Origin of the sequence: Chitinophaga sp. HK235 (assembly GCF_018255755.1) — a bacterium.
In the GTDB taxonomy this organism is placed as follows: domain Bacteria; phylum Bacteroidota; class Bacteroidia; order Chitinophagales; family Chitinophagaceae; genus Chitinophaga.
In genome coordinates this window covers 7,382,356-7,403,007 of record NZ_CP073766.1, presented here as the reverse complement: position 1 = coordinate 7,403,007, position 20,652 = coordinate 7,382,356, and the positions used below count along the sequence as shown (strand labels likewise).

Sequence of the window (20,652 nt, the reverse complement as noted above, 5' to 3'; positions counted from 1 at the left end):
GATTACAGGTAGATACCCACCCTGTATGAATTTTAGATGAAGGATGGATGAACGGTACAGACAAAATTTTCAATAATTATTATTTTGTCGCCCTGACACAAACTACGCCACTTTATGGACACCAGAAGGGACTTCCTGAAAAAATCATTGCTCTTATCCGGCGCGGCCGGCATCTCCACCATCATGCCAGCCTCTATCCAGAAGGCGCTGGCCATAGATCCTACTCCAGGTAGCACCTGGCTCGACGCAGAACATATCGTCATCCTCATGCAGGAAAACAGATCATTCGATCATTGCTTTGGAACATTACAAGGTGTAAGAGGCTTTAATGATCCCAGGGCCATCCCCTTGCCCAACCTTAAACCCGTGTGGTTTCAGACAGATGACAAAGGCGATACCTATGCACCGTTCCGACTCGATATCAAAGACACGAAGATCACCTGGATGGGCTCCCTGCCACATTCCCGTGCCAGCCAGGTAGATGCTTATAATGCCGGAAAACATGACCAGTGGTTGATTGCCAAAAGACCAGGCAACAGACAATATGCACACATGCCACTCACCCTGGGTTATTTTACAAGGGAAGACCTTCCCTTCAACTACGCTATGGCAGATGCTTTCACGATATGCGACCAGCATTTCTGTTCTGGCATGACCAGCACCACACCTAACCGCTCCTTCTTCTGGACCGGCAAAATTACCAGCGAAGAAGACGGACGCGCTAAAGTCAATATCCGCAATGACGACTTCAGCTACGGCAAACTCACCTGGAAAACATTTCCCGAAATGCTGGAAGAAAACAACATCTCCTGGAAATTTTATCAGAACGATCTCAGCTGCGGCGGTGGCTTCAAAGGGGAAGAAAGGGCCTGGCTGGCCAACTTCGGCTGCAACCTCCTCGAATTCTTCGAAGCTTATCACGTGAAATTTTCCTCCCGTAATATTCAGTCGCTGCTCAAGCAGGTAGATACCCTGCCGGACGAAATCAACAAACTCATGGAAGCTACCCCTTCCTCAGATGAAGCCGCCAGGAAGATACGTGCAGATATCGCCAAAAAACAGGAAGTGCTCGACAATGCTACCAAAGAGCTGCTGAAATGGAATAAGGAAAGTTTCGATCAGTTATCCGATCATCAAAAAAATCTCTATAAAAATGCATTTGTGATCAACAGCGCTGATCCCAACTTCAGAACTGTTACCTCTTTCCAGTATACCGATGATGGCAACGACCGTAAGGTGACCGTTCCCGCCGGCGATATCCTTTACCAGTTCAGAAAAGATGTACAGGATGGTCAACTGCCTGCTGTCTCTTGGCTGGCAGGTCCGCAAAATTTCTCCGACCACCCCAGCGCTCCCTGGTATGGCGCCTGGTACGTATCAGAGGTCATGGACATCCTCACCAGCAAGCCCGAAGTATGGAAGAAAACCATCTTCATTGTTACCTACGATGAAAACGACGGCTACTTCGACCACATACCTCCCTTCTCCATCCCTGATGAAAACAAGCCGGAAACAGGCAAATGCTCTGCAGGCATAGATACTGAAGTGGAACATGTACGGCTGGAAAATGAACTACTACAAGGCGTCCATAAAAAACAAGCCCGCGAAGCACCTATAGGCCTCGGTTTCAGGGTCCCTTTGATCATCGCTTCTCCATGGAGCCGCGGCGGCAAAGTATGTTCACAGGTATTTGATCATACGTCTACCCTGCAATTCCTGGAAACGTATGTCAACCGTAAATACAACAAAAAGATCCATGTGGATAATATCAGTCAATGGAGACGAACCATCTGCGGCGATCTCACCGCGGTGTTCAGTCCTTTTACGGTTAAAACGGAAAAACTGCCTTTTCTCGAAAAAGAGAAGTTTGTGAAAAATATTTACAACGCACAGTTCAAAGCGGCACCGGGCGGATTTAAAAAGATAACAAACCAGCAGCTGGAGCGTGTGATCAGCAATCCGGAGGCCAACGATCTCATGGCACCACAGGAAAAAGGAGTACGGCCTTCGCCGGCATTGCCATATGAATTGTATGCAGATGCCCGATGGCTTCCCGGCAAACAACAGGTGGAAATCAGCTTTGCTGCCGGCAACACAGCATTTGGTACTGCATCTGCTGGCGCGCCCTTCACTGTTTTTGCACCGGTAGCTTACAAGGATGACAAAGGAAATGCAGAGATATCCCGCAACTGGTCTTTTGCCGTAAAAGCCGGTGATACCATCCGTTATCAGTGGCCCGCAGCAGCATTCGAAGCGGGTGCCTACCATTTGCATCTTCATGGTCCCAATGGCTTCTTCCGGGCCTTCAGAGGCAACCACGAAGATCCCGCAGCTCAGATAACGTGCACGTATGAACGTAATACTACCACTGGCAAACTTACCGGCAATGTGATCGTCAATATCACAGGCACAGCTGCAACGCCGCTCAATGTTACCATCCGCGACAATGCCTATAAAAATAAAAACATCAGCCGCACCATCGCTGCCAGCGGCACCACCGTCATCCTGCTACCCTTGCAGGCCAGCAACGGATGGTACGACTTCAGTATTCTTATCAACGGCTTCAGCATGTTTGAAAGAAGATATGCCGGCCGTGTAGAAACCGGTAAGGAAGGCATTACCGACCCATACATGGGCCGGGCCATTTCCTGATTTATGGAATCCGGGCACCTGCATGCATCCTGTCATAAAAATCAGATGAGAATATCCTTTTTAATCGCTTTCATCATGACAAGTATACAGGTATTCAGTCAGGAGCCCGGCTCCCCTCTTCCGGCTCTCCCCCACTACGATTCCCTAGGAACGGGCATTTTACAGGTAAGCTTCGAAGAAAAAATTCCACTGTATGCCAGTGCGGATGCAACTGTTCCTTTCGATACCCTGGAAATAAAGCGCCGTGCGGATGGCAGCACCGCCTTCCTCACACGAGTGCTGAAAAATAAACTGGCTCCCTACCAGCTGTCGTATGGTGATACCCATGAGGCAGGTCGTCGCCATATCAATATGGGCCTGGTCTCTTTCCCGCCGGTACTGCAATTCAGAGTGGTAAAGGCCACCGCACATCATTTTCAGGTGGTCATCAACGAAAAGGAAAAACTCACCTGCTTTATCTATATCAATCCGAAATACGCATTGTATGGAACATTAGTACAGAAAGAAGTGCATAACAGAATCGGGCAAACCGAGGCTCCATACAATCCCTGCTGGTATCTCTACGAAACATGGGAACATTTTCTGCAACGCGCCTATATTGTAAGTACTAAACCCAACGCCACTTTTTACGATGCTCCTAATGGAAAAACGATTCCGTTTCCATCCCTACAGGATGGCTGCAGGGAATGTTTTCATGTAGCCCGCGTTGAAGGCGAATGGGCGGAACTGATAGACAGACAGGATTACAGCAGGAAGAAGCCGGCTTATGGCTGGGTTAAATGGCAGAACGGTAAGACACTGGAAGTAGCGGTGATGGAGTTTGGATACGAATAAACCCCAGGGCCGAAAAACATCAACCCCGGGGCAGGGGCGCTATACATTCATCGTTACTGTAGCGCCTTTTTTCTTTTTGCTTTCATCAGCGGCTTCCATGAAAGCCATCATTTCAATAGTTTCTTCCGGCTTCACTGGAGGAATGCCTGTCTGGAAGAAGGCCGTGATTTGCAATACCAGCGGTTGATAGGAGCTGAAGTCACCGATAGGCGCTATACCCTTTTCTCCGAAAGCATGACCACCAAAACCGTAAGGTCCTTTACGGACGCCTCTCAGCGTTCCAATGCGGCCATCATTCCAGACACCGGTCACCAGGTCCATATCTTCAGAAGTGATGCGGGTCACACGACGGCAGCCGGTGCCCATCAGCGCAAACAACATCTCCACACCATGGATGCCGTACCAGAAAAGGTCCGGATGTGTTTTTTCGGTGGGCGACGGCGTATATACATCCGCACCGGTGACCTTACCGATTTTTCCTTGTGCCACTTGTTGTATGCTATCGATGAAACGCAGCGCTGAAGAGGAAAACACCGGCACCTTATATTTTTCTGCCGCCTTAAAAATAGCTTTAGTATCCGCCAGTGAGGCGGCAATGGGCTTGTCGATAAACACACGTTTGCCGGCTTTAAACACCGGAAGCGCCTGTTCCAGATGCACACGGCCATCATTGGACTCTAGTAAAATTACATCTGTTTTTTCCAGCAGGGCAGCGATAGAATCTACGATCTCTATGCCCAGCTCCTTTATCTTAGCTAGGTTGCCGGGTACCATTTCCAGACTGGAAGCAATGTCTTTACTGCCCTGTACATAAGCAGCCGTCACTTTAAATCCATTGTAAGCCGGATCTGCATTAGCAGCATTCAGCATTTTGGAGAACTCCACACTATGCGAAGTATCTAACCCGATAATGCCTACACGTTTTCCCGGTGCTGCCGGTGTGCCGGCAAACAGGGAGCTGGCCCGGCCTGCAAGACCGAGCCCTACACCTGTTATTGCCGCTGTTCTTATAAATCTCCTTCTATCGTATGATGACATAACCTGTTGTTTAATGTTGAATTAACGGGTGATCTCTACGATCTTTCCGCTTTGTTTTTCCTTTAGTATGAGTTTGGTACTGCCGAAATGTGTTTTTTCTTCTTTGATGAGATAATGATGTTCGTCGTAATCCACCAGTGTATTGCCTTTGGCAACACCTTCCTGACCTCTCCATACCTCCAGTTGTACCGGCTCCCATTGTTTGCTGGCAGCGCTTTTATAAGCTGCGTCCAGAATAGCATTCACGACATAACCATCGTAGAATGTTTCGCGGGGTTGTTTGTTTTGTTCGATGGCATTAAACATGTCGGCAAACATATGATTGTATCCGAGGTCATTCAGCTCATCTCCTACCGGAAACAACCAGCCGGAATTACTTTCCGCTTTCTCTGCTACATAGTCGGCTCCCTTGCCGGTAGTGAACATATCAAAACCCGTACGCAGGAAGTTATTGAGCCAGATGGTACCTTCTGTGCCCATCACTTCATCCCGCAGGTCGAGGCCCCCGCGGAAAGTCCAGCTTACCTCAAACTGGCCGATGGCACCGTTCTCATACCTTATCAGTCCGATAGCATGATCTTCTGCATCGATTGGTTTTACCTGTGTATCGGCCCAGCACATCACTTCTACCGGCCGGATATCTTTTCCGATAAAGCTGCGGCCTATCTCTACACAGTGACAACCCAGATCGAGGATACAGCCACCGCCGGCCTGTTCCTTGTCCCAGAACCATTCGCTGTGCGGACCAGGATGTGTTTCTCTGGACTTGGCCCAAAGAATACGGCCTAACGCTCCCGCCTGTACGCTTTGTAATGCTTTGGAGAATTTTGGCGTATACACCAGATCTTCCATATAACCATGGAAGATGCCTGCCTTTTCTACCGCTTCCAGCATTCTCTTTGCTTCCTGGGCATTACGGCCCAGCGGCTTCGTACAGATCACTGCCTTTTTAGCCTTGCAGCAGGCCAGTACGGCTGCCTCATGCAGATTGTTGGGCAACGCAATACATACTACGTCTACCTCCGGATGATTGATCGCCTCTTCCATCTCCACTGTCCAGTGAGGCGTGTTATAGTCTGCAGCAAACTTCTTCGCGCTCTCTTCACGGCGTGAGTAGATACTGACAATACGGTCTTTACTTCTTTGGCTATGGATAGAATCAGCATAAAAACGACCGATGAAACCCGAGCCCAGCATGGCAATTTTTCTTCCCATATAAAAATGTTTTATTGGTTATCATGATCTCTGAACAAAAAAATAAATAACAGCAGGAAAATGCCAGTGATAGCAGCAGGTACCAGCCAGATACTACGCCAGTCATAATGCAGGACGGCTGTCTGTAAATAGCTGAATCGTCCGGCTACAAACCCCGACACATAGGAGCCTATCAGCATGCCCAGGCCATAGGTGGCAAAAGTGATCAGCCCTTGTGCTGCATTTCTGATGTTGTCGCCTGCTTTACGGTCGGTATAGATCTGTCCTGTCACGAAAAAGAAATCGTAACACATACCATGCAGCGCAATTCCTCCGTACAGCATCCAGGCACCAGCCCCGCTGTCGCCATAAGCAAACAACACATAACGCAGTATCCAGCAGAACATGCCCAGCAACAGCATACGCTTAACACCCAATCGTGAAAACAGGAACGGCATCAGCAGCATAAAAAGAAATTCCGATACCTGTCCCAGCGTCATCTTGCCGGCAGCATTGGCCATACCGGCATGATTGAGGAACGGATTGGTAAAACTGTAATAAAACGCCAGTGGTATACATACTGCCACCGCGGTGATAAAAAAGATCCCATAGGCGCGTCCTTTCAACAGCACCAGCGCATCGAGCCCCAGTATATCAGACAACCGCACTTCCTTTTTCACCGGTTGTGAAGAAGGAAGGAAAAAGCTGTATATGCCCAACAGCAGCGAACTGGCGGCAGCGATACGGAAAGTGGCGGCAGTCGTTTCCACCCCGGCGAAGCCAATAAGCAGCCCTGCCAGTATCCATCCCACGGTACCGAATACACGTACAGAAGGAAACTCCCTGCCCGCATCCTGCATCTGGCGGAAGGAGATCGAATTAGCCAGCGACATAGTGGGCATATACAATAACGTATACAACAGGATCAGCCACCAGAAGCTGCTAAAGTCCTGTACTCCGCTGATCAGGTATAAGGTGGCCGCACCTGCCAGATGCAGTACACCCAACACTTTCTGCGCAGCAAAAAAACGGTCCGCTATCAGCCCCACAAAAAACGGGGAGATAATGGCGGCGATAGACAGGTTGGCATAAGCTGCCCCTACCTGCACCGCATCCGCCTTTAAAGCAGTAATGAGATAAGTGCCCATGGTTACATACCAGGCTCCCCAGGTAAAATACTCCAGCAGCATCAGGACAGACAAACGCAGACGTACGGACGCGGTCATGTGATTAGTTGTTATTTGAGAAATAGATCCAGTCTACATTAAACAGGTATCCGTCTTTACCGTCTGCACTTTTGAATACAAAATACAGATCATGTGCCCCAGTAGTTGGCTGCATAGCTGCCTTCACCGGCTTCCAGCCGCTCTTAGGCCCTGCGGCAGCAGCTGTACCAGCCGGCACGTTGACCTTACTCAGCAGCGGTCCATCCGGCTTGTCGAGGTGTACTTCTATCACACCGCCCATACCCTGTTCCTGAATATTGTATTGTAAACTCTTCACACCATCCAGATAGAAATGGTTGAAGCGGATATAACTGTTGTTGCGCACATAAGCATAACACAATGCTGCAGTAGTAATAGTGGCCAGGTTTACATTTCCTTCATCAAAATCTTCTACCTGTATCAATGGATTTCTCAGCATGATATAATCCCTGCCTGTAAGTGGTTCTATACTGTTGGCACCTTTATCGGTATAGGTAGCCATCAGCAGATACCCACCTTCATTTCCCTTACCGGCATGTGCTTTAAACGGCTGCACGCCCTGCATCGGCAACGATGCTTTGGCACTGCCCAGCGACAGAATATAGTGTACAATTTCCTTAGCGTCATCAGCAGACATATCAGGATGTGCAGACATGGTGCGGTTGCCCCAGTTGCCACTACCGCCAGCGATAACCTTGGCAGCCAGCTTGTTCACATTGGTTTCATTGTCCTGATAACGTTTGGCTACTTCTACCAGGCTGGGGCCCACAGATGCGGTGTTCTCGGTATGGCAGGCTTTACAATCCAGCGACCAGAACAGCTGATGTCCTTTTGCATACTGCGTGTTGCCGTCACCGTTATTACCAGCTAATACCAGCGCAAAGTCTTTGCCCATAGGCAGATAGTCAAACGACACCTTTACCTTACTGCTGTCCGGCGTTCCATCTTCAGGGTCCTGCACCGTTACCTGATAGTCTATGGCAGCATTGTCCCAGTAGAAGCTTTTGTTGGCCGTAGTATTGATTTTTACGGCAGGTGGTGTATTCCCTACTTTAATATCTACAAAGGAAGTTCCCTTTGCACCATGGTTATCTGTTACCGTCAGGTCTACCTTGTAAATACCGGGTTTGGAGAAGGTATAATCCACCTGCTCGCCTTTCAGCTCTTTATCTGCTATTTTCCAGGTATAGGTAAGCTGATCTTCCTTATCGTAGTCCATAGAGCCGGCGGCAGAAAGTTTTACCGTCAGCGGAGCGCCGCCATACAGCTGGCTGCTGCGGATGTTGGCTACCGGCTTACGATTACCTTCTGCATAAGTAATACGTACCAGTTTGGCGTTGGAGTTTTTGGCAAACCAATTAGTACCATATTCCAGCATGTAGATGCTACCATCGGATGCAAATTTCATATCTATCGGTGCAGCAAAATCTATATGTTCGAGGAAAGGCTCCATGCGTACATAGTTACCGGCCGAATCCAGTGTTACGGCCATGATCCAGTGGCGCATCCATTCATAGATAAAGAGTTTGCCGTTATAATAATCCGATAGTTTGTAGGGGGCATCCTCAAACTGATCGCTGTAAAATACCGGGCCGGCCATGGCTGTTTCGCCGCCTTTACCTACCAGTGGGAATACGGGTGAAGCAGCGTCGCCATACCAGATCATTGCTGGCTGCGCCGGTGGCAGCTCTTTAATACCGGTATTATGCGGTGAATTGTTAACCGGATGCAACGGGTCTTTGCCCGCCCGTTCTTTCATAGTGGCATAATCCAGTAATGGATATGCTTCATTGTTACCGTTAAAATAAGGCCATCCAAAAAAGCCTGGTTTCCGTGCCTGGTTGATTTCATCGAAGCTCAGCGTGCTGCCTTCAGCAGACGGCACTTTGGTGTCTGGCCCGATATCTCCCCAGTATAAAAATGCGTTTTTCATATCGACTGAAATACGATAGGGATTACGACAGCCCATAACATAAATTTCAGGACGTCCTTTGGAACCGTCTTTGGGGAACAGGTTGCCATCGGGAATGGAATAAGTACCGTTAGGTTCGGGTTTAATACGCAGGACTTTTCCTCTCAGGTCCATGCTGTTGGCCGCACTGGCCTGGTCATCAGACAAATGGCGGCCTGGTCTTTCATCTACCGGCGTATAACCGTGGGTTTCTTCCGCGTTGGTATTGTCTCCTATAGACAGATACAACAGATCATTGGGACCAAAGAACAGATAACCTGCAGAATGGCAACAGTATTGCCTTTGCGTAGGCACTTCCAGGAGTATCTTTTCGGTAGACATATCCAGTTTGTCGCCGTGCAGTTCGAGGCGTACCAGTTTATTGTACCATTTTTCTCCTGCAGGAGCATAATAAAAATATACCCAGTGGTTCTTTTCAAAATGAGGGTCCAGAGCCACACCCAGCAATCCGTCTTCAATACCGCTGAACACGTCAAAACGGCCAACAGATTTGGTTTGGCGCAGGCGGGCATCATAAATTTTAACCGCACCCTTCCGTTCTACAAACAACACATTTCCTTCCGGCAGAATACACATCTCCATAGGCTCGTCCAGACCATGGTCCAATACCGTATAGGTGTAACGGTTAGTATCCGGTGGCGCGATGGTCAGCGATTTGCTATAGTCAGGCCAGGCATTGCTGCCTACCAGATATTTTATAGCTGGTTGTATGGTGGCAGCCATAGCTGCAGCAGGTACGATAAACAGGCGGCCATTGTCCTGGGTTAATTCCTTTCCTTCGGGTAACGTGGCCCATTCCTTCAGCCAGGGCCATCCCTGTTTGATAACAGCACTGTCCTTTACAGCAAGGATACCACCGCCACCAGCTTCAGCATAACGTTTCAGCGCGGGAATATTCCGGTAGTTCAGACTCTCTGTCAGGGAAAACGGCAGACACACTGCACTAAACCCTCGCAGGGAATCATCCTGAAAATATTGTCTGTCGCCGGTAAGCACAATCTGCCAGCCTTCTTTCTGTCCTGCTTCCTGTAATTGCTTCACCCAGCTACTCTCAGCATTTTTGGTATAACATAAAATGCGGGTAACAGAGCGCTTGGCACCACACGCGGAAAGCAGCACCAGCAAAACAGGCAACCATAGTTTTTTCATTGCTAAAATTTAATTATTTGCTTATTTTTTTATTTTTTCATTTAGGCATTTTATAAATGTCTAAATGAAAAAATAAAAAAATAAAAAATTGATTTAGTATCCTGGGTTTTGTTTGATGCCGCCACCGGTCCGGTCTATCTCCTGTTGTGGTATAGGGAACAGATATTTGTTACCGGAAGCAGGTGCTCTGAAAGCACCACCTTTGCCATTGGAATAAGGTCTGGTGGAATAGTCCTTCATAGTAGACACATAGGTATTCCAGCGCAGCAGATCGAAAACGCGGCCATATTCACAACCCAGTTCCACACGACGTTCGTGACGCAGGGCTTTACGCAGGTCATCGGCTGCAGTTACCGGTACCAGCGGAGTGTTGGCTACCGCACGTTTACGGGATACTGCTTCCACATCCGTATGAACGGAGTTGCTGGCACGGGTACGCACCATGTTGATATAATCAGCTGCTTCCTGTTTGCTGCCACCACTTTCCAGCACTGCTTCTGCATACATCAGCAACACATCGGCATAACGCACCAGGTGCATAGTCCAGGCATCATTACCCCAGCCCTGTCCACGACGGTTTTCGGGAAGGAACACTTTTCTGTTATGATGACCTGTATTGGGATAGGAAGAGAAGTCCAGTGTTTCTGAGCCACTGGCTTTAGGGAACACATCTCCGGGGTCCATCACGGTGAACAATATACGGGGATCTCCCGGCTCAAATTCGTCTACCAGTGATTGCGTAGGACAGTCGAAGCCCCAGCCACCCACATTACGCGGAGAACAATAAATCGGTAAGGTAGTACCGTAGATAAAGGCAGCGGGATCATCTCCAAAAATCAGTGGAAACACAGATTCCTGGCTCTTATAACCATCTTTCAGAAACAGCTGCTGATATTCCGTTTCCAGCACAAACGCATTGGAACTGATTACTTTTTTGGCAGCATCCCTTGCTTTGGCATATAATGTTTTATCATCTTCAGCAAAGAAAAGATAAGCCCTTGCCTGAACGGCCCATGCGGCTTCTTTGGTAACACGGCCCTGTTCTGCAGCCGGCAGGTCTTTACGGGCAGGCAATGCGGCATCGTTTCCTACTGCTTCCAGTTCACTGGTGATAAACTGAAATACTTCGCTGGTCTGGGCACGTACAATTTTATTACGATCTGCTATCTGCAGCGTTTTAGTCAGCAGCGGTACACCACCGAAGATACGCACCAGGTCGAGGTAGTAGTAGGCACGCAGAAAACGTACTTCCGCGAGGTAACGGCTTTTGGTTTTATCATCCAGGGGATTGCCTTTGTCGTCCAGCAGTTTGGCCGCAGGCAAGCGTTCCAGCGCCACGTTACAGTTGCCGATGCCTTTGTAGCAGGCAGCCCACAGACCATTCAGTGTTTCATTACTGGCCAGTGCCCTGCCATAACCCAGGTCTATCACAAAAGGACGGTCGTTGGCATCAGAACCGCCTTTATCACTTTCATCGGTGGCCATATTGCCCAGCTCCGCAATGGCAGCCTGGTAGCCCCAGAAATCATAAAAGCCCAGGTAACAGTTCACCACCGTCTTAAAGCCGGCCCCTGGTGAATTATAGAAATTATCATCTGTCTGCAACCCCAGCGGTGGCCTGTTCAGATAATCCTTTGAACAGGAAACGCCCAGCAACATCATTATTAACGGTAAAGAATATACGATTTTTTTCATTTCTGACAGTGTTAATGGTTAGAATTTAGCGTTCACCCCGATCATAAAAGTGCGGGCCTGCGGGAAATATCCCTGATCTATCCCTATCAGCCTGGGATCATCATTGCCCATCTCCGGATCAAGGCCACTGTATTTGGTGAAGGTGAACAGATTCTGCGCACCTACGTATAACCGTAACTGTGGTATACGTGCTCTTTGCAGCCATTTTTCCGGGAAGTTGTAACCCAACTGTATATTCTTAAGACGCAGGTAGGAACCATCTTCCACGAAATAGTCAGACACACTGCTGTTTAAGGCAGAGTTGGAAGAGATACGGTAGTACTTGTTGGTAGAGCCGGGGCCGTTCCAGGCTTTTTCCAGGAAGCCCTGCGGTGCATTATACCAGCCGGTGCCGGATTCTGTATCATAACGCAGGATATTCATCACGTCGTTACCCTGAGAACCTTGCCAGAACATGCTCAGGTCAAAACGTTTATAGTTCATGTTAATATTCACCCCATATACGAAATCGGGCCAGGGGTTGCCGATCATGGTACGGTCGGCAGCATCCAGTTTACCATCAGGTCCGGGTACAATATTGCCATTGGCATCTACACCGTTGATATCTTTAAAACGCAGATCACCAGGACGGGAGCTCAGGCGCTGCGGACTTTTATTCACCTCATCCTGTGTCTGGAAGATACCATCTGTGAGCCAGCCGAAATAATAACCTACCGGTTTACCCACTTCTGTTTTGGTAATCGTTTCACCCAGGTGCGCTGTAGTATAGATCGGTTCTCCACCACCCATGCTCAGCACTTCATTGCGGAAAGTAGATACATTGAGACGTACGCCATAGGTGAAATCACCAAAGTGATGTGTATGGGCGAGCGATATTTCCCAGCCTTTGTTAACCATGCTGCCGGCATTGGTCCAGAACGGATTGGACGGATATCCCATGGTGGTGGGCAAAGGCATCACCACCAGCATGTTGCTTACTTTTTTGTTGAAATAATCTACGGTCACATCGAGCAGACCATTAAACAGACCCAGGTCCATTGCGATATCGGTTTGTCTGGAAGTCTCCCATTGCAGACCAGGATTGGCCATGGTTTTGCGTTCTGCGCCCAGGAAGCCGGTGCTGGTATTACCAAACACATAACGCTGGTAAGTGTTGCCATAGGAAGACAGGTATAATCCACTACCACCTCCTACATACTGATTACCGATAGCGCCGTAGCTGGCCCTCAGTTTACCACTGTTCAGCCATTTCAGGTTGGCATTCTTCAGGAAGTCTTCTTCTGTAAAACGCCAGGCGGCGGAAGCAGAGGGAAAGGTACCCCAGCGGTAGCCGTCACCGAAGTTGGAACTACCATCCCGGCGCACGTTGGCAGCGAGAATATAACGGTCAGCATATACGTAGTTGATACGGCCAAAGAACGACTGCAACGCGCTGGAATAAGTATATCCGGAAGCGCCGGGGTTCATGGTGGCTGCATCAATGATGCGCATGTCTTTATCGTTATTCACGATGTTTTGTTTGGAAGCGGCATAAGTCAGGCCTTTGGTCAGCTCCGCGGAAATACCCGCCAGCGCAGTGATATGATGCCTGCCATAGGTTTTATCGAAGTTCAGCGTATTCTCCCACACGAAATAATTGTTCCAGCTGGAACTGTTGCTCACGCTGTTATAGTTGGCATAATCGAAAGAGTTCAGGAAATAGGAAGGTGAAAATCCTTTGGAGATACCGCGGCCCAGGTCCAGTCCGAAGTTACTCCGGAAAGTCAGCGGATCGATGATCTTCACGTCCAGCGCAGCACCGCCTTTGATGGCAATACCTTCCCATACGCTTTGCTGCATGCGCTCTACCTGTGCCACAGGGTTGGGCTTGTTGGTAAAGAGGATGCCGGCGTATTGGGAATAGGGATTGTTGGCCTCATAACCGGTCATGATACGGTTATAGAAATCCGGTACGCTCTTCAGGTTGTTGCGGTATACAGGCGTGATAGGATCTGCTGCCATAGCACTGAAAATGGTACCGCTGAAAGGATTGTTTTCATCCACGTTACGGCGGCTTTCATAGATCAGGCCGATATTGGTAGTCAGTTTCACACGGGAGCTAACATCTGCGCTCACATTGGTGCGCCAGGAGATACGTTCGTAGTCAGAACCTTTTACAATACCTTTCTGGTTCATATAACCGACGCTGGAAGCATATACCAAGTTTTTGCCGGCACCGCTCACGCCTACGTTATAACTCTGGATAGGTGCATTCTGCTGAATGATTTCCTTCCACCAGTCGGTACCGTTAGGCCCGGTGTTATCGTTTACAAACTTCAGTACAGAAGCCACTTTTTCAGGAGTATCCAGATCTGTGGGCAACGGTGCACCATCGGCGCTGTAAGCGCGTATCTTGTATTTGATAAAATCTTCTGCATTCAGCATGTGTGGCCGTTTCCAGGCTGACTGCCAGCCGGTGTAACTATCGAGGGTCACATGCATTTTGGAATCATCGCGACTGCCCTTACGCGTGGTGATGATCACTACGCCGTTGGAGCCTCTGGAGCCATAGATCGCTGCAGTAGAGGCATCTTTCAGGATATCCATAGATTCAATATCATTGGGGTTGAGCCAGCCGATATCTGTCTGTGGTAATCCATCTACGATATATAGCGGAGAGTTGCTGCCACTGATAGAGCCGATACCACGGATACGTACTACAGGTGCAGATCCGGGGCTGCCGCTGCTTTGCGACACCATTACACCACTGGCCTTGCCCTGCAGGGCTTCAGCCGCATTACGTACCGGCACGTTGCGCAGGTCTTTGCTGTTCACAGAGCTGATAGCACCAGTCACATCTTTTTTACGCTGGGTGCCATAACCAATCACTACTACTTCATTCAGGCCGCTGGTGGATTCTTTCAGGATGATACGCAGTGGTTCATTACTGTTAACAGTCACTTCCTGTGTGATAAAACCCATATAGCTCACTATCAGTACTGCACCGGCATCGGCCTGCAACGTAAAACCACCGGCCAGGTCTGTCACAGCACCCTGACTGCCACCTTTTACTTTTACAGATACACCAATCAGCGGAGTACCTTTTTCATCGGTCACCTTACCGGAAACCTTGCCGGCAGCGGATTCTGACTTGGGTGCAATCACCACCAGGTTGTTGTCTACGATACGGTAAGCCAGTGATGTGCTGTCCAGTAAGCGCCGCATAACCTCCGGTAGGGTAGCATCCTTTACCTGCAGGTCTACCTTACCCAGCTGACGGATGGCCGCATAGTTATAAAAAAAACGATAGTCGCTTTCCTGCTGGATCTTTGCGAAGATCTTGTCTGCGTCAGCCTTCACAAAAAAGAAGGTGAATTTTTCCTGCGAAAAAACGGTTGCTGAAGCATGTAAACAGGATAACAACACCACAACAAAACATAACTTCATAATGAGGAATAGTTTGACTGTCTGGCTGAGCGCATAGGAAGCCCCTCCAAATCTTCTTTTTTTCATAGATTTGTTTTAGAAAGGTTTGTAAAGAAGGGTGTAAGTGTAGTTTCTCAGGCTGTCTTACTCCCGTACATACAACATAAGCCTTTGGGGAAGAGCTGGTCTCTTCCCTTTTCTTTACCTGATGAGGCTTATCTCATCTCCGGGAATGGATCAGGTAACGCGTGCGTATAATAACAGTGTTTTCATTACAGGTGATTTTTGAGTTGATAAAATGTTGATGTTATGCTTATCTGGACAGGTAAACCTGTTGCGCTACAATTCTATAGTGGAATCCGGTAGTCATCTGCAATAGTCGCAGTGCCTTGTTGATATCTTCTTTTTCAAATACGCCGCTCAGTACTTCGTGCTTCAGTGCTTCGTCTTCAAATACTATGTTGACATTAAACTGTCTTTCCATTTTGCGCGCCACTTCCGCAAAGGTCTCATTCATAAAGGCCAGCTTATGGTCGCACCAGGCTGTTTCCATCACCACTGCAGGATCTTTGCTGTCGGCCAGTTCCTGCACTTTAAACGTGGCATGTTGTATACTATCGTTTTGTTTGGGAGCGGCCACTTTATCGAGTGACAGCACCAGTTTTTCGCGGGGCAGCAATACTACTTTTTTCTCCGGACTATTGCACATCATCACCTGCACCTTGCCGGAGATCACGGCCACTTCTGCTTTCTGGTCGTCGCCATAGGCTCTTACATTAAAAGAGGTGCCCAGCACCTGTATCGCGAGGTTTTCTGAATGAACGATAAAAGGTTTGTTATCATCTTTGGCCACATCAAAAAATACTTCTCCGGCTACGGTCACGTCGCGGGTTGTACCATCGAAACGGGGATCATAACTGATTTTGCTGCCGGCATTGATCCATACTTCCGTACCATCCGGCAACAGTGCCTTAATAGTACTACCCAGTGGTGCACTGATCTGCTGTAAAGCCAGCGATGGCGCTTTATGCTTTCCGGTGAGTTTCCAGATGCCGGCGCCTGCGGCAGCCAGTAACACCGCTGCGGCCGCCCACCAGTAGCGCCGTCTCGATGGCATGCTCACCACTGGTGTGTCCAGTGACTGCGCAACTTTTTCCCAACCAGCTGCTACCACGGCGGTGTCGCTGGTATCATTGCCTGCTGTATCGATCACGGTCTCCATAAACCGGTAATCCGGGTTTTCTTCCAGCAGCAGCTCCAGCTCTTCCAGTTCTTCCCTGCTCGCTGCCCTGCCGGCCTTTCGTGCCATCAACTCCAGTATTCTTGCTGCTTTCATTGAAATGTTAGATAGTACCTGTGAGAAGGACACAAGAAAAAAGCGGATTCCCTAAAAGCTTTAAAAAAAATCCCAGGGCTAAAGCCCTGGGCTATGTTTGATGCACTGGGCTATAACAGCTAATGCTTCTTTAGCAAGACTTCAGCTAACAATAACCCAATGCTTCAATTTATATCCCAGAGCTCCGTCTAAACAATAAACAAATATAGCCCAGGGCTTCAGCCCTGGGGCAATAAATAATGCTGCAGGGATGTAGTCAGTTTTTTGAGTGCAATAATTAATTGCGCATCTACGGTTTTGGGAGAGATATTGAGGATGCCCGCCACTTCTTTGTAGGAAAGACCGTCTTCTTTTACCAGTTTGAAAATAAGCCGGCATTTGGGAGGCAACTGGCGGACTGCCGCCGCTATCGCGCTTTGCAGCTCATGTGTGAGCAACAGCTGTTCTGCACCGGCACAAAAGCGGATCTGTGGCACCTGCAAATTATCAAGGTCGGCTTCCGTGAAGGTGGTGGCTGAACGCTGCTGATTAAGTGCAGCATGTTTTACCGCCACATAGAGATACACTTTTATATTCTCTATTTCATGCAGGGTATTTCTGCGCTGCCACAGGCGGACGAAAACATCATTCACCACTTCTTCCGCGGGCTGATGCTGCTTCAGGAATGCCAGGGCAAACTGATATAGCGGAAACATCTGCTGTTGATAAAAAGCTTTAAATGCCTGCTGGTCATCGTGAAATTGTATACGGTAAAGCAGCTCCTTCATATTTCATCGTGCGTAGCACAATATAAAAATAATTTAATAAACTAAGTTAGTTTTTAAATTATTTTCTAAATAAAAAAGGATGAGTGGTTTTACCGGTTAATCGGCTGACTATGGAGTATATCCCTGACCGTTTGTCCGGGTAATAAACGGAATACAGGGATATTCAGTGCATAACGCTCACACAGCTGGCGCAGGCGCCGGTCGATCTCTTCCGCTGAATAACGGGAAGAAAAATGCCCCAGTATCAGCTGCTGCACACGGGTAGCACTCACCATCTCTATGACTTCTTCCAGGCGGCTATGCAGGTTTTGATAGGAACCGGAAACTATCACCTCCTCGCCGCCCAGGAAAGTCGCCTCATGGATCAATATCTCTGTATCCTGCCAGGTTTCGGGATTCGCCACCGGCGTATCACCGGAATAACTCAGGATATTGGTACGTACCTCCATGGTGGTAGCGTCTCTTCCTCTTTCGCGGCTGATGGTTTTAATCTCATCCTCTGTAAGTCCGACCAATTCAGGACGCAGCTTGCGTTTTGTCTGCATCACCTTATAACTGAGGCTGCGCACCGTATCAGGTGCTGCACGCACATGTTCATTACGTAATGGCACCACCAGAATATCATCCTTTATCCATATTTCATCACCTGGTGCAACCGGCATCCATACGGTAGTGGCAATATGCGGATCAAATTTTTTGGTGAAAGCTTCCAGCGCCGGATATGACTGGCCATCCCTGGGGTAACAGATCACCGGCAAACCATCGCGGGCATTCAGCTGATTCAGCTGCAGCAAACCGGTAATATGGTCTCTGTCTGCATGGGAAAGAAATACATGCTGGATCTTTCTGCTTTTCTGTAATAAAGTGGAAGTAACCCCGTCACCTGCATCAAACAAAATACCCAGTTCATCGATAAAATACCAGGTGGAAAACAGGGCCGTAGAATAGCCGGTGATAGTAAACGTTTTCATAACACAAAGCTAAGCATATAAAGCACTGTTTTTTGCAACCACGGTGTAAAAATAGAATGGGCTGGCTTTGGAGGAATACTTAATTTTGTGACATGCGGAGATAATGACTACTATCCTGCATACCCAGATGATTTTCCTTTAACAACCATCATTAAAATATGATGTGCGTATACTACGTGCAACAGGATTTTTATGCCCATTAAATAAGAGATTATGAAAGAAAATAATACAGTTACACCTGCCAGAAAACCTGTTCCGGCCCATCATCCCGACCATCAGCATAAGCCGGGCGAAAAACAGGACCATAAACATAGCCATGATCATGGTCAGAGTTGTGATCACGGTCACGCCCACACGATGATGATTTTTGGTAAAAATACCGAACTGTATTTCAGCCTGCTCTGCGGCACGTTGCTGGGAATCGCCTGGCTACTGGGAAACACCATCGCCATTTCACAGACAGCCTCACTTTCCCTCCTGCTGGGCGCTTATTTCTTCGGCGGTTTCTTTACCACCAAAGAAGCCATCCAAACCATTGCCAAAGGAGGCTTTGAAATAGACTTCCTGATGCTGGTAGCCGCAATAGGCGCCGCCATCCTGGGCAAATGGGAAGAAGGCGCGCTACTGCTGTTCCTCTTCAGTCTCGGACACTCTCTTGAACATTATGCGATGGATAAAGCCAGAAAATCTATCTCTGCACTGGCCAGCCTGGCCCCTAAAACAGCCCTGCTCAAAACCAACGGCACCACCACCGAAGTAGACACCAGCGTCCTCAAAGCAGGTGATATCATCGTGGTAAGGCCCAATACCAAAATATCTGCCGACGGTATTGTAGTGGCAGGTACCAGCAGTGTTAACCAGGCACCTATCACAGGAGAAAGTGTGCCGGTAGATAAAATGCAGGTAGACAACCCTGCTGCCGCCCTTCAGCACGATAACATCGACGCCCGCTATAAAGTGTATTCCGGTTCCATCAACGGCAACGGCTCCCTGGAAGTGATGGTCAGCCAGGCCGCCAGCGACTCTACCATTTCCAGGCTGGTGAAAATGGTGAATGAAGCACAATCACAGAAGTCACCCACACAGCAGTTTACAGATAAATTCCAGCGCATCTTCGTACCATCCGTCCTCACACTGGTAGTAGTCCTGTGTTTCGCCTTTCTCGTCATCGACGAATCTTTTGGCGCCAGCTTCTACCGTGCCATGGCTGTACTGGTGGCTGCCAGTCCTTGTGCACTGGCCATCTCCACGCCCAGCGCAGTACTGAGTGGTGTAGCCCGCGCTGCCCGCATGGGTGTGCTCATCAAAGGCGGCCGTCCGCTGGAAGACCTCGGTACCCTCACGGCCGTAGCCTTCGATAAAACAGGCACCCTCACCGAAGGCAGACCTACACTCACCCAGGTAATACCGATGAACGGCCTCTCCGAAAACGAGCTGCTGCAGGCCGCTGTAGCCGTAGAAGCCCTCAGCGATCACCCGCTGGCCAAAGCCATCGTAAGGGACGGTAAAACCCGACTCGGCAACCAGTCCATACCCGAAGCCCAGCAGCTCGAAGCCGTACTGGGTAAAGGTATCAAAGCTACCTGGCAGCAACAGCCGGTATATATCGGCAACCTCGCCCTTTTCGAGGCCCTCGACACCCAGCTGCCTTCCCAGGAACTCCGTACCCGTGTACAAGAACTGGAACGTGCAGGCAATACTACCATGATTGTGCGCAAAGGAGACGTTTACGCGGGTATCATCGCCGTAATGGACACACCCCGCGCCGAAGCAGCCGAGGCGCTTAAAGCGCTTAAAAACACCGGAATACGGCGCATGATCATGCTCACCGGTGACAACCAGCAGGTAGCCGACGCCGTAGCCCGCGAAATAGGCATCACCGACGCCTGGGGAAGCCTTCTGCCCGAACAGAAAGTAGCCGCTATACAAAAACTGGCCAAAGACGAACATAAAGTCGCCATGGTAGGCGACGGCGTTAACGATGCCCCCGCCATGGCCAACAGCACCGTCGGCATCGCCATGGGCGCCGCCGGCTCAGACGTAGCCCTGGAAACAGCAGACATCGCCCTCATGGGAGACAAACTCTCCCTCCTGCCATTCGCCATCGGCCTCAGCAGAACCGCCAGCAGCATCATCAAACAAAACCTCTGGATCAGCCTCGGCATGGTAGCCGTACTCATCCCCCTCACCATCACCGGCATCGCCTCCATAGGCCCCGCCGTAATGGCCCACGAAGGATCTACACTCATCGTCGTATTCAATGGGCTGCGATTGCTCGCCTATAAAGGTCCCAGGGCTGAAGCCCTGGGCTAAATTTGTTTATAGTCTGGTACGGGGGTTTAGAAAATAATCAAGGGGAACTAAATAGTATTAGCCTTAGATTATTTCCTAAACCCCCGTCTACTCATATCCAATATAGCCCAGGGCTAAAGCC

At 49.1% G+C, this 20,652-nt stretch carries 12 protein-coding genes; 3 read left to right on the top strand and 9 right to left on the bottom strand.

Features of this window, described 5'->3' with window-relative positions; translation table 11 throughout:
- The first annotated feature begins 114 nt into the window (after positions 1–114).
- Positions 115–2,652, top strand: coding sequence for a phosphocholine-specific phospholipase C (locus KD145_RS28435; protein WP_212003187.1), 2,538 nt, complete (start codon positions 115–117; stop codon positions 2,650–2,652).
- A gap of 75 nt (positions 2,653–2,727) precedes the next feature.
- Positions 2,728–3,486, top strand: a complete 759-nt coding sequence (locus KD145_RS28430; RefSeq protein ID WP_212003186.1) for a hypothetical protein — start codon at positions 2,728–2,730, stop codon at positions 3,484–3,486.
- Between the two features lie 39 nt (positions 3,487–3,525).
- Here the strand turns inward: KD145_RS28430 and KD145_RS28425 are convergent, their stop codons facing one another.
- The 9 genes from KD145_RS28425 to KD145_RS28385 form a co-directional block, all read right to left on the bottom strand.
- Entirely contained in the window at positions 3,526–4,524 is a 999-nt protein-coding gene (locus KD145_RS28425) for a Gfo/Idh/MocA family protein (RefSeq protein ID WP_212003185.1), read from the bottom strand.
- Between the two features lie 21 nt (positions 4,525–4,545).
- On the bottom strand, positions 4,546–5,739 hold the full coding sequence (locus KD145_RS28420; protein WP_212003184.1) for a Gfo/Idh/MocA family protein: 1,194 nt from the start codon (positions 5,737–5,739) through the stop codon (positions 4,546–4,548).
- 11 nt (positions 5,740–5,750) lie between these two features.
- Positions 5,751–6,944, bottom strand: coding sequence for a nucleoside permease (locus KD145_RS28415; RefSeq protein ID WP_212003183.1), 1,194 nt, complete (start codon positions 6,942–6,944; stop codon positions 5,751–5,753).
- 4 nt (positions 6,945–6,948) lie between these two features.
- A complete protein-coding gene (locus tag KD145_RS28410; RefSeq protein WP_212003182.1) occupies positions 6,949–10,044 on the bottom strand; it encodes a PQQ-dependent sugar dehydrogenase in 3,096 nt (1,031 codons plus the stop codon).
- 93 nt (positions 10,045–10,137) lie between these two features.
- The gene (locus KD145_RS28405; RefSeq protein ID WP_212003181.1) at positions 10,138–11,739 is read right to left on the bottom strand and encodes a RagB/SusD family nutrient uptake outer membrane protein; all 1,602 of its coding nucleotides are present in this window, start codon (positions 11,737–11,739) and stop codon (positions 10,138–10,140) included.
- 18 nt (positions 11,740–11,757) lie between these two features.
- The gene (locus KD145_RS28400) at positions 11,758–15,231 is read right to left on the bottom strand and encodes a TonB-dependent receptor (RefSeq protein WP_212003180.1); all 3,474 of its coding nucleotides are present in this window, start codon (positions 15,229–15,231) and stop codon (positions 11,758–11,760) included.
- Between the two features lie 226 nt (positions 15,232–15,457).
- A complete protein-coding gene (locus KD145_RS28395) occupies positions 15,458–16,480 on the bottom strand; it encodes a FecR family protein (protein WP_212003179.1) in 1,023 nt (340 codons plus the stop codon).
- 218 nt (positions 16,481–16,698) lie between these two features.
- The gene (locus KD145_RS28390) at positions 16,699–17,247 is read right to left on the bottom strand and encodes an RNA polymerase sigma-70 factor (protein WP_212003178.1); all 549 of its coding nucleotides are present in this window, start codon (positions 17,245–17,247) and stop codon (positions 16,699–16,701) included.
- An 89-nt stretch (positions 17,248–17,336) separates the two neighbouring features.
- Positions 17,337–18,218 carry an MBL fold metallo-hydrolase gene (locus KD145_RS28385; RefSeq protein WP_212003177.1) on the bottom strand — a complete coding sequence of 294 codons (882 nt, stop codon included), beginning with the start codon at positions 18,216–18,218 and terminating at the stop codon, positions 17,337–17,339.
- Between the two features lie 213 nt (positions 18,219–18,431).
- Between KD145_RS28385 and KD145_RS28380 the strand changes: the two genes are divergently transcribed.
- Positions 18,432–20,531 (top strand): heavy metal translocating P-type ATPase, encoded by a 2,100-nt coding sequence (locus tag KD145_RS28380; RefSeq protein ID WP_212003176.1) that lies wholly within the window; start codon positions 18,432–18,434, stop codon positions 20,529–20,531.
- The last annotated feature ends 121 nt before the right edge of the window (positions 20,532–20,652 follow it).